Origin of the sequence: Bacillus sp. NTK034 (genome assembly GCF_017303275.1) — a bacterium.
GTDB lineage: Bacteria > Bacillota > Bacilli > Bacillales > Cytobacillaceae > Cytobacillus.
Genome location: NZ_JAFKOJ010000010.1, coordinates 167,805 through 178,706 on the forward strand (window position 1 = coordinate 167,805; position 10,902 = coordinate 178,706).

The window sequence follows — 10,902 nt, forward strand, 5'->3', positions numbered from 1 at the left end:
AGACTTCTATGACTAAAATACAAAGATACTCCAGCTGAAATAAGCTTATCAGAAGATAGTTATCAGTAGGTGGGAAATTTACTAGAAGGATTGTTTGCTATTACTATTTTAAAAGGCCATTTAAAAGGCAATGAAAAAGGGTATGTCTTTGGTTTTCTACAATAATATATTTTAATCAAGTCTCACATAAATAGAAATGAAAAAAGAAAGGTCGTGTTTTCTTGTTATTTGAATTAGATGTCATTGATGCCGTATGTGAAGATTTAGAAGAAAGGGGTTATGTGATCATAAATCGAAAGGCTGAAATGAAGCATTCAGGGAAGGATGTTATAGCAAAGAAAACTAACTCTAACAAGGACATAAGACTTTTTATAGAGGCTATAGGAGAAACCAGTTCCGATTCTTCTTCAAATAGATATGGTAAACCATTTGAAAGAGGTCAAATAAAGGTTCATATATCAGAACTCCTCTTTGGCACAGCCGAAACACTCTCTATGCCCAAGTTAGATGAATACATGTATAAGACTGCCATTGCAATTCCAGATAATAAAGATCATAGAGAATTTATAAACAAAATTAAACCTTTTCTTGGTTCTATAGACATTGCAGTATTTTTTGTAAAAGGAAGTAAGGTATCTGAAATTATTAGTAATTGGGAAGTGTAATTTCAACACTCAAGTATAATTTTTTTACCTCTATACATCCATAAGCTATGCTTAATAAACAATAAACAACTCACCCTGCCTGGAAAGTAGTGTGAGTTACTTTTTATTTTACTCGTATTTAATTAACAACCATACTCCGCAAATAACTAAGATTGATACAAGTGTTTGCGCACCAACATCTTTTATATATTATAAACCACATTATCAATTTCGATTTCAATTGTCCTTACAAATTCTAAAAAAGTTTTTATCGTCTATTTTTCCTCTTACTCCCCTAGTTCCTTAATCACGGGAAATAGTGTTTATAAAGCCGTTTCGATATTGCTATGTCTGAAACGCTCACTTAAGTAATTAATGTCAACTTTGCATTAGTGTGCTTTAAGTCATGTATCGTAATTGGATTGATACCAAGTTCTTGTAAGGTTTTATGTATGGTGTTTATTGGTATTGGTGTTGCTAATTACTTCTTTATTTGGACTCTTTTCTATAAAAGACTAATCTATAAAGTAAGAAGAAATAAGCTATTGTCCTTATAAGCTAATGTATTTTTATATTTAGTCAGTATAGTGAATAGAATTGACAGAGTAGTAGGCTATGATGAATTTGAGTACTTAGTTAGTCAATTGTTATAAGGTGCTAGTTTGTCAATTTTCACAATTTTAGGTTATTCGGTAAGGGGATGAGTGAAAATATGAGATTAAGAGACTTAACTCTTGAAGAACTTGAGGACCTTGAACAAGAATTGCATGAAAAGGGAGAAAAGAGTGATTATGGTTATTACGCCAAACTAGTAAATGTCTATGAAGAGATGTATAAAAGGTTAATTCCACTAGTAAAAATAGATAGAGCAATGCACGAATATTCGCTAAAGTATAAAAAAAAACTGCTTGTTTCCTATCTAATTAAATACGGTACATATTTAAAAATGAACAACTCTAAGGATGATCGAGTTGCTATTTCATCCTTAACAAAAGCATTAAGATATCAGAAAAATATTCCGATTGCCTATTATAGATTAGGATTCTTATCTTATAAGCAAGGCGATTTCAGCCAAGCTGTACGGTATTTTCAAGAGGCATTGAATTATCATAAATTAGGGGATTACCCAAGCTTTAGCCTAAATCAGCAGCATGTATTTCACGCACATATGTATCTGGCAAACAGTGCTTTATATGTGGCAAGGTCAACTTATGAAGCAATGGGAGATTTCTCTTACTACTCAGCAAAGCAGCTCCCGGATTTAGCACTTTCACCATTATTTGAAACACTGAGGGATAATGAGCAGCTTAAAAGAATCATGTTTTTTATAAAATTACAAAAGGACATATTGAGACCTGATCGAGAGACACTTGCGAGGAAATTGCCGAAGATGGGGAAAACAATGCGCTTGTCGTTTATTTTAATAATCGCGAAAATGTCCTGTTCTTTAATGGGGAAGAGACCATAATTACTCCGGGTCAGGCTAATATGATCAGGCATTTTCTGCTGTCATCTAATGAAAAGAATCCTTGCACGAGAATGACGATGAAGGACTTTTTTGGAAGGACCGGAACTGACGGAGAAGTTAAGAAAAATACCTTCATTAAATCAATAGAACGTCTCAGAACTCGGCTGAAAACATTAAATATTCCTGACATTATCGATGTTAAACAGTACCAGGGAGAAACAGCCTATTATTTTAACGAAACGATTCCATAGATTGTTCTGTTGCGGATTGATTACGCTTTTGCGAATGACTATGTAAGCTGATGACAGGGCTGTCATCGCCTTTTTGTGATAATAAAGTTACATTCACGAAAGGGAGATGATGTTGAATGAAAAGCTGGAATACAATATTCATTCGTCAAGGGTTTACTGTGAGAGAGTACTCAAAAAATGACTTTTATCTTTTAAATGAAACAGAAGAAAATATAGAGTTCCTAATTGAGTGTCTTCAAAAAGCAGGTGCAAACTTCTCCCGTCAGCATTTTCTTCTTACTATTCACTTTGAGCCTGTTACTGAGAAAGAGTGGCTAGCTGCAGCTGATTTCCCTCATAGAGGGTACGGAGAAGGGCTTTGGTTCGATGCTGAAAAAGAAGAACCGAAAATCAGGGAATTGGATTTGTATATCAGCGGCATGGTCCGTCAATTAAACCGTCTAAAATTATTTACTATGGGAAGCTGCGATGTCAATGGAATAAGATATGCTTCCATCAATTTTCGTCCTGGTGTATCTATGGATAAAGCGGCAAAACTTTTCAGCATCATTTCCGATAAAAAAGTCAGAGTCAGAAACCAGCACTTGATTCTGCCGCATTCCAGAGAGGATCTTTTAGAATTAGCTGAAAAAGCTTTGAACATAGATGCAACCACCCTGGAACTTGAAACGGAAGAAATCGATATGCAGCTGTTTTTTGATCAGCTGGAGGAACTTCTAAACATAAACGGAGAAAGCGGAAACGAAGGCAAAATCAGAAAGCATGCAGAAAAGATTCTTGCTCCTCTTGTTGATCACCTAACTTTTGACAGCAAAGGCAACATCCTCGCTCAAAAACGCTATAGAGGCGGCAATGGACCGACTATTCTATTAAATGCCCATTTGGATACTGTAGTGCCGATTGAACCAGGCAGAATCATATTAAAAGAAAAAAACATCTGGACCAGCAGCTCCGGCATTCTTGGTGCAGATGACCGTGCCGGTGTGACAGTTACTTCAAATGGCAAAGAACCTGGAAAAAAGCAGCTTTAGAGGCACTGTGAAATTTATTTTAACTGTAGAGGAAGAAATCGGGCTGGTGGGGGCACAGCATGTTGATGAATACTTCCTCTGGGACGTTGATGCTGCAATTGTTTTAAATCGTCGCGGTACTGGGGATATTGTAGTTTCATATGGTGGGTACATTCCGTTCTGTGATGAAAGATATGGACAGTTTTTTGAGGCTGCAGCAGTAAAAGCGGGATTGAAGAATTGGAAATGCACAAATGGAGGAAGCAGTGACACCTGGAGTTGGGCTTCTTCACATGGGATACAGATTGTTAATTTATCTGTTGGTTGTTTTAATGAGCATACCAGTGATGAGAAGCTGGATGTGGAGGGTTGTTATAATACGGTGAAGCTGGTGGACACGGTTTTTGAGAGGGGACTCGAGCTTAGGGGAGCTTTGACAGGAAGAGACAGAAATAATTTGCATTTTCCAAACTAATTATTGGTTTCTCTAAACTAGGAAATTAGGGGATAGTTCGGTGTTTATACTCTGAAAGATAAACATGAGAATCGTCTCGGTGTTCTCCTCTTGTACTTTAAGTTTTTTAATGAAATATCGATTTTATTTGGTAAAGTAGCTTTTTATTTAAATTAAAGATCTTATCCTACTTTAAAATAATTCAATATCGTTATAAGATTTATAAGGAAATACTCTTTTTAAAAAGATAAAACAAAGATTATTACTGGAACTGGTTGAAGATAATCAGATGGTAAGGTTAATAACGCTATTTTGTTGGAGAGTATTTTAGGTAATTCGATGATAATTCTATATTAGTTAATGGAGGGTTTTATGATTAAGATTGAGAGCATTTATATTAATAATATTAATTCGATTTCCTGTCTAACCTTAAATTTTAAAACTGGTGTAAATATATTATGTGGGACAAATGGAATAGGTAAAACAACAATCTTAAACTGTATTAACCAATTTTCCCGAAATTTTTCACCACGTGTTTCACTTATCAGAACTAAAATGGATACCGAAAAAAGCGCTATTAGTTTAACTGTGAATAGTGATGGTCAAGTAGAGAATTACGATTATCAAATACCAAAAATTGACAATGAGGAAAATGCGAATAGATTGGTACATCGTAAAAAGATTATATATTTTAACATCTCCCAAAGACAGCAAGTAGGCACACTTCCTCTTACAATTGGCCAGGAGGGAAGGGAATCAATTAGATCGAGTTATGATGCTATGAAAAGTTGGTTCTATAGAAATTATTTTAAGAAAACGGACGTAATTGAAAATAAATTAAAGAACTTTAATTTATCCAAAAGGATATTTAGTAAACTTGATCCTAATGTGTATTTTGAAGCAGCTAACGAGAAGGATGTATTTAATGAGTTTACGAATCGGCCTATTAAAACTGTTGAGATACTACTAAAAACACAATACGGTACTATTGATATGGATTCATTTTCATCGGGATATAAAGCCTGTTTTAATATTTTATTTGGAATAGTTAGGAATATTGAGCATCGATTGAGTATGTCTGTTGAGGATTTTGATGGTATAGTTCTTATAGATGAAATTGACCTCCACTTACATCCAGAATGGCAAACTAAAATTATTGATATACTTAAATGGCTTATTCCAAATGCCCAAATTATTATTACAACTCATAGTCCTCATGTTATACAAAATGCGGATCAAGGGGAAATTATCCCTTTAGGACTAGATGAAGAAGGAAAAATTTACGTTCGTGAACTTCCAGAAAGTAGTGAATACGGGTATCAAGGATGGACAATTGAAGAAATTTTACAAGATGTAATGGGTCTTAAAAATACACATTCTGAATTATATTATCACATTTTGAAAGAATTTGATGAGGCTTTAGATAATCTAGATATAAAAAAAGCAACTGAAAGCTATAACGAAATAGATAAACTATTACATCCTGCCAACCATTTACGCAAGGTATTTAAAATCCAACTAGGGTCACTAGGAGGGTTAGAAATTGATTAAAACAAATAAATTAAGTTGTCCTAAAGAATTAACATTCGAAAAACAAAAGGAACTTACTAATAAATATCTTAATGAAAAAGGTTCAGTCTGGAAGCAACATTATATAGAAAATGCATTATTATCAAGTTCTCACTCAAAATGTATATATTGTGAGTGTAAGATAAATGTTGAATCAAAATATATGGAAGTGGAACATTTCCATGATAAAAGCCATTATCCATTAGAAGTAGTTAACTGGGAGAATCTTCTTCCGAGTTGTAAAAGGTGTAATGGAAATAAATCAACCTTTAATACTAAATTAAATCCATTTATTAATCCTTCAGAAATGGTTCCGCGTGATCACCTGGTATTATATGAAGGCAGATTTTATCCTATTACAGAGGCGGGTGAAAATACAATAAATGAAATATTATTAAACGATAGGGGTAAACTTGTTCAACAACGGTTAGATATTGTTAATGCTGTTCTGGACTCACTAAATAATATTTATCAAAATGTGGAAAGATATCATAATAATAAACAGAGGACTACTCAAAACAAAAATACATTTATGAGCGCTCTAGAAAACTTATTAGAAGATGCAATGCCAAGTGCATCTTATTCCGCAACTGTTGCGACTGCAATCATTAATAATCCATTATTCATATACATAGTAGATATTTTAAACTTAGAAGATTTATGGAATGAGGAACTACAAGAAAAATTTAATGTAATAAGTGAATTGGCTATAGACACAAACTTAAAAAAAACATTGGCTTATAGAAATCGGACTGCTAAATTTGCCCGTTTGTTGACATCTAGATGATATATTTGTCATACTTTTCTAAAAATAAAAAACGCTGTAATTATTTTATCTATAATGTCTGTTTTTTACTTTTTTCTTTTTATATAGATACATAATTATGTAAGAAGTTGAATTTTTAACTGGGTTCGTTCAATGTTAGAATTCCTCGAGATTGAAAGACATTAGTAATCCAGGTGTGCTGACGAATTTTCAAAATGAACACCTTAAGCGGTCTCGAGTTCGAATCTCTCCTATGGCACTAAATAAAGAAATATATCAAGGTTCTCTGGATAGAAAAAATTAAAAGTGTTCAAGGTATATCAGCCTTTTTTGTGTTGATTTTAGGTTGAGTCGTCGGGAAATTAGGGGACGTTTCGCTTGTTTATACTCTGAAAGAGAAACATGTGAACCTTCCCTGTGTTTCCAGGTAAGATTGGAGGACGGTATAGGAGACCTTGGTTTCCCCGCTTTCAAGAAAATATCGCTGAATGTCCTTCTCAATTACCGTAAGTCCCCCTTTCTCGATAAGCAGGTGACCGTCTCTCCTTCCATTCAAGTGTGAAGGAAATCCTTCAGGTAATCGGAAAGGACTTCAACGTTCGGAGCATCAAAATCAAGTGTACACCGGGTGATGAAGCGATAGATCACATCCGAGATGATGGGCAGGAAGACTTTGTCGGCTACCGCCGCAGTTTTCGCGAGGGTGTTGAACAAAATATTTTCTCGGTTCTGAAACAGGTCCCACCAGCCATCCTCCCGCTCACTAATCCAGCACAAAAGGGATTGGGAAAGGAGCTCTTGAAAAAAAGGAAGGTGCCATGGTCGAACCCTTCTTTCTCAAAACGCCTGGCCCAATTTGCAGATTCCATGTCCGCTGGAAAATCAAAAAACTGCCCAATATATACTTGATAGGACAGTTTTCCTTTTAATTTAAATTTTCTTATTTAGAAACCTCGTAAAGAATTCAATAGGGTTAGAGCCCTTAGAGAGACTGCAATTTACACAAAGTGCTTGAAAATTATCAGCAAGTTCATCACCTACATATTTAAATGGAATAACATGGTCAAAGTGTGCGATTTTTTCATTAATTTCAATGGGACAAATTCTACACTTAAACTCTTGTTTTTGCAAAATTGACTTTTTTTCTGAATCATTTAGTTTAATTCTGTTGGGGCTTTTGGTAAATGATGCATTCATCCACTTTCTTATTTGGAGAATTTCAACTTCAGACAAATCTATTTCAGTAATTTTATTTAGAATATTTTCATATACCGAAATTTCTTCTTTAATTGAACCACAAGAAAGAATTTTCCTTTTAAAAGAAATTAACCTTTGTTGTTTGTTCAAATAATGAATTAGTCTATCAAATACTGTAAGAAGTATATTTTGGTACATAAGGTCGTTAATTTGAACGTAATCAAGACCATTTCTTTTTATTAATTTGGTTAGATTATCCAGTGAGAACACTCCTATGCAGGAATAAAGTCATCGTGCAATGTTTCTAACAAATTACCATGTTTTTTTGCGAGGGCAATTGTAGATGTTTCGGCACGGAATAATAGCATAGCTTCTTTATCCGCAAAGAAGTCTTCATCAAGCAACTCATTAGTTTTTAATTTTCTAATAATACTTTCAGTCTTCTCCAAATCATATAATTTGAACTTTTGGTCTTTTGCGATTTGCCAGACATAAGGAAATAAAAAAAGGATATATCTTAATCCAGCAATTTTACTAAGTACATGTCGGTTTGAATTAAAGGCTTCTGGATAAGCTCTTTGCCATGCCTTTAAGTAAGACACGATAACAGGGTATCTATTTTCTTCAGGAAGTTGTTCTAATGTCTCCCATGTCTTTGATGTTTGAAGAAGTCTTGTAATTTGGACCAATTTGTATCCATTTTTGACCTTTGATCCACCAATACTTATTCTTCCTTTTAGCGGAGATTCATCTTCTTCATTCAGTAAAACAGTGACATCGTAAAGATGCTCTTCAAGCGGGATTAGAATCTTAAGCCATTTCATGATTCTTCTTAAAACATTGTCCTCTACTTTTACAACCAAATAATTTGTTACAGTGAAGATTTCGCGTTTTAAAGAAGTATTTAATTCCTTGAAGAGAACGAAACCCATTTGGTATGTTTCAGCATCCTTAAAGTCTGGATCACGATATTTGTCTAAGAACGAAAGGCACCTATGCTGGCCATCCATCGGCTGAATTGCCCCGAATGCCTGCTTAAATTCTTCCTCAGTATCTGGGAAAAGAAGATAATAGGAACCATTATCTTCAATAATATCCAATGGATTTAAGATATTTAGGATAGGAAGGTTTGGGATAATTCCCTTAGCCTTAATTTCATGATTGACAATTTTGTCTTTCATTCTTCCTATCGGAGATTTTCCAGCAATGTATTTTGCTAGATCCTTAACTCGCGGTTCACTCCAAGGTCTTTGTGTTTCTTGGAGTTCCCCTGGTCCTGGAAAGTTGATTAGGGACACCAATACTCTTGGATCTGCAACCAGCAAGAAAAAATCTACCCCTTTTTGGTGCACCTTTTGAAGCAACAATTTCTTCAAATAAAATCTCCTCCTTTTTATATTTCAATAATTAATGTCTCCACTCAAAATAAACCTATTCAATATATTTTTAAAAATATCATGTTTATCGAAAGCTGATTAAACGAAAAAATTATTATCTTGATTATACCTAGAACAATACATGCGAAACATTTTACTTCACGTGCAAAGGCAAATGTGGCATGAACGGATGCTTTAGTGAATGACAAGTAAAATCTATCCATCTCATATGAGGAGTTATTTTTACTTATCCGTATTAATATAGGTAGTGAATGGTATCAAGCAGGAATTTTGGAAATTATTATTGAAAAATGAAAAATACCACCAATGTAATGTCTTGATAATGAGGGTGGTACTATGAGCAATTCTGGTAAAGAACTGAGTAATTCATATTCCACTGGTGGTGGAAGATCATTTCGAAAATCGTATTCATGCTTCATTTGTAGTACTGATGTTAACGTGCGGATTTTCACAATGTCTACCTTCATGGCCAATTACAGAAATAAAATTACAAGGAAAATACCTGGATTTTGATACTGATAATTTAATTGTTATGTAACGCAACCTGGAGAGGGTATGCAGGCTAAGTTACTTGGCCAGGCTATACATTCAATAAAAATAACAGAACAAAATAAGGTTTTTGGAGAAGTTATTCAGGCATCCTGGAATGATTTTAATAACAAAAAGACTTTTAATGAATCTATAGATAAGCTAGCTTTAATTACAGGTCCGATTAGTGCCACTGAGACAGTTAATGTCCGAAATCTCCTGAATCAAGACCATCATTCAAAGATGCTGAGGTCTTTATCTGGAGAATTTCGCGTGCTAATTTCACTAGTGATGGACAAAGAAAAAAACTTGAAGTTTTTAGGGTTCATTTAACAATGCTAACTAAAATAAAGAACTCACTGATGACGAATTATGGAGATTTCTTAAAGCTTCCATTTGCTTTTATATGAAGTGGATATAAAAGGTGTAACTCATTCCCTGTTGCAATCTATTAATTGGACAATATTCTCAAGGTCGTACTGAGGAGCTGTTAGCTCTATAGAACAGCTAATAACTTATAAAAATAAAAATGCCAGTTGCATAACCAGAGAATATCCCACAAAAAATTAAATCTGAATTTGTGGAATCTCATAAAATGAAAATCCCTAAAGAGTTGGTTAATCCGGCCTTGGAAAGTAGCGAAGAAAAGTCCCAAAAGGATTGGAGTAATCATTCATCGGCTACGCGGTTGGTAATTGCAAACCTATTGGTTCCTGGAACGATAAATATGATGGGGACATTGATATAGTGTCTCAACTAACTGGAGAGGATTGCACTACATGGTGTTGGAGTTTCGAGAAATCCTATACGAACCGGAAACCCCAATCACTTTTAAAAATGGAGTCTGGACTATTAAAAAACGAGTGGAACTTTGGAAGTCGCTTGGTTCACGTGTTTTTGATGATAATTTAGAATCATTCAAAAACTGGGCTATATCCGTCCTGACTATCTTGATTTAGGAGAAAGGTATTGACGAATGTCATGGCCTTTTTAATTTATGTGATGCTTCAACTGCTCTTGTTTCTTCTATGAAAGTGGCTATTTTTTCGATTGTAATATCGAATTCCTTCCTGATTTCATGCTCCCAGATCCTAAGTATGTGCCACCCTTTATGAAGGTAATATTGGGTGTGTTCCTTGTCTCGTTCCTGATTACGCTCAAGCTTTTTCTTCCAAAAATCAATATTGCTTTTGGGCATTCTTCCATGGATAGGACATAAGTGCCAGAAACATGAATCTATGAAGATAACGATTTTATATTTCTTTATAGCAATGTCAGGGGTACCGACCATTCCTTTTACATTTCGTCTGAACCTGAAACCCTTTTTCCAGAGTTCATGTGTGACCATTGACTCCAATTTGGATACTGCTCTTATTGACGACATTATCTTGCTTCTGGATTCATTAGACATAATCGAACTCCTTTATAGAGATATAATTTAATTCTACCTAATTTCTAGGAATCTAAACATTTATCACTTACTTTTTACTAAACATGAAGTTTAATGAAAGGGGGACTTTTGTAAACGCTAGAATAAAGTTGACAGTTTTTGCTCGATAAGATTTTACACTTTTGCTCAATCAACCTACTACTTTAGTAAAATAAATCGTGACGTTAT

The 10,902-nt window shown here is 34.4% G+C and carries 12 protein-coding genes; 9 read left to right on the top strand and 3 right to left on the bottom strand.

Going from position 1 to position 10,902, the window contains the following annotated elements; all coding sequences use genetic code 11:
* Positions 1–221: 221 nt before the first annotated feature.
* From JI665_RS23695 to JI665_RS23720, 7 genes are all read left to right on the top strand, one after another.
* Positions 222–665, top strand: coding sequence for a hypothetical protein (locus JI665_RS23695; RefSeq protein ID WP_206844872.1), 444 nt, complete (start codon positions 222–224; stop codon positions 663–665).
* Between the two features lie 691 nt (positions 666–1,356).
* Positions 1,357–2,112: a tetratricopeptide repeat protein gene (locus JI665_RS28740; protein ID WP_244671303.1), complete on the top strand. Its 756-nt coding sequence runs from the start codon at positions 1,357–1,359 to the stop codon at positions 2,110–2,112.
* Positions 2,113–2,132: 20 nt separating this feature from the next.
* Positions 2,133–2,363, top strand: coding sequence for a hypothetical protein (locus tag JI665_RS28745; protein ID WP_244671304.1), 231 nt, complete (start codon positions 2,133–2,135; stop codon positions 2,361–2,363).
* 116 nt (positions 2,364–2,479) lie between these two features.
* Entirely contained in the window at positions 2,480–3,394 is a 915-nt protein-coding gene (locus JI665_RS23705; RefSeq protein WP_206844873.1) for a hypothetical protein, read from the top strand.
* Positions 3,363–3,848 carry a M20/M25/M40 family metallo-hydrolase gene (locus JI665_RS23710; RefSeq protein WP_206844874.1) on the top strand — a complete coding sequence of 162 codons (486 nt, stop codon included), beginning with the start codon at positions 3,363–3,365 and terminating at the stop codon, positions 3,846–3,848. Before JI665_RS23705 ends, JI665_RS23710 begins: the two co-directional genes overlap by 32 nt.
* Before the next feature lie 351 nt (positions 3,849–4,199).
* Positions 4,200–5,378 (top strand): AAA family ATPase, encoded by a 1,179-nt coding sequence (locus JI665_RS23715; protein WP_206844875.1) that lies wholly within the window; start codon positions 4,200–4,202, stop codon positions 5,376–5,378.
* The gene (locus tag JI665_RS23720; RefSeq protein ID WP_206844876.1) at positions 5,371–6,183 is read left to right on the top strand and encodes an HNH endonuclease; all 813 of its coding nucleotides are present in this window, start codon (positions 5,371–5,373) and stop codon (positions 6,181–6,183) included. The genes JI665_RS23715 and JI665_RS23720 overlap by 8 nt, the downstream gene beginning before the upstream one ends.
* 909 nt (positions 6,184–7,092) lie before the next feature.
* On the opposite strand, the gene JI665_RS23725 is transcribed toward JI665_RS23720, so the two are convergent.
* Complete coding sequence (locus JI665_RS23725; protein WP_206844877.1) at positions 7,093–7,509, bottom strand: HNH endonuclease; 417 nt, start codon at positions 7,507–7,509, stop codon at positions 7,093–7,095.
* Positions 7,510–7,631: 122 nt separating this feature from the next.
* Positions 7,632–8,735, bottom strand: a complete 1,104-nt coding sequence (locus tag JI665_RS23730; RefSeq protein WP_206844879.1) for a hypothetical protein — start codon at positions 8,733–8,735, stop codon at positions 7,632–7,634.
* Between the two features lie 576 nt (positions 8,736–9,311).
* Here JI665_RS23730 and JI665_RS23735 point away from each other — a divergent pair.
* Complete coding sequence (locus JI665_RS23735; RefSeq protein ID WP_206844882.1) at positions 9,312–9,617, top strand: hypothetical protein; 306 nt, start codon at positions 9,312–9,314, stop codon at positions 9,615–9,617.
* Positions 9,618–10,063: 446 nt separating this feature from the next.
* On the top strand, positions 10,064–10,243 hold the full coding sequence (locus JI665_RS23740) for a hypothetical protein (RefSeq protein WP_206844884.1): 180 nt from the start codon (positions 10,064–10,066) through the stop codon (positions 10,241–10,243).
* 20 nt (positions 10,244–10,263) lie between these two features.
* Here JI665_RS23740 and JI665_RS23745 read toward each other — a convergent pair whose 3' ends face one another.
* Positions 10,264–10,695 (bottom strand): very short patch repair endonuclease, encoded by a 432-nt coding sequence (locus JI665_RS23745; protein ID WP_206844887.1) that lies wholly within the window; start codon positions 10,693–10,695, stop codon positions 10,264–10,266.
* Between the last annotated feature and the right edge of the window lie 207 nt (positions 10,696–10,902).

Coding starts and splice junctions, on each gene's coding strand:
- JI665_RS28740 (WP_244671303.1), top strand. CDS start 1,357: ATGAGATTAAGAGACTTAACTCTTGAAGAACTTGAGGACCTTGAACAA.
- JI665_RS28745 (WP_244671304.1), top strand. CDS start 2,133: ATGATCAGGCATTTTCTGCTGTCATCTAATGAAAAGAATCCTTGCACG.
- JI665_RS23705 (WP_206844873.1), top strand. CDS start 2,480: ATGAAAAGCTGGAATACAATATTCATTCGTCAAGGGTTTACTGTGAGA.
- JI665_RS23710 (WP_206844874.1), top strand. CDS start 3,363: ATGGCAAAGAACCTGGAAAAAAGCAGCTTTAGAGGCACTGTGAAATTT.
- JI665_RS23715 (WP_206844875.1), top strand. CDS start 4,200: ATGATTAAGATTGAGAGCATTTATATTAATAATATTAATTCGATTTCC.
- JI665_RS23735 (WP_206844882.1), top strand. CDS start 9,312: ATGCAGGCTAAGTTACTTGGCCAGGCTATACATTCAATAAAAATAACA.
- JI665_RS23740 (WP_206844884.1), top strand. CDS start 10,064: ATGGTGTTGGAGTTTCGAGAAATCCTATACGAACCGGAAACCCCAATC.
- JI665_RS23745 (WP_206844887.1), bottom strand. CDS start 10,695: ATGTCTAATGAATCCAGAAGCAAGATAATGTCGTCAATAAGAGCAGTA.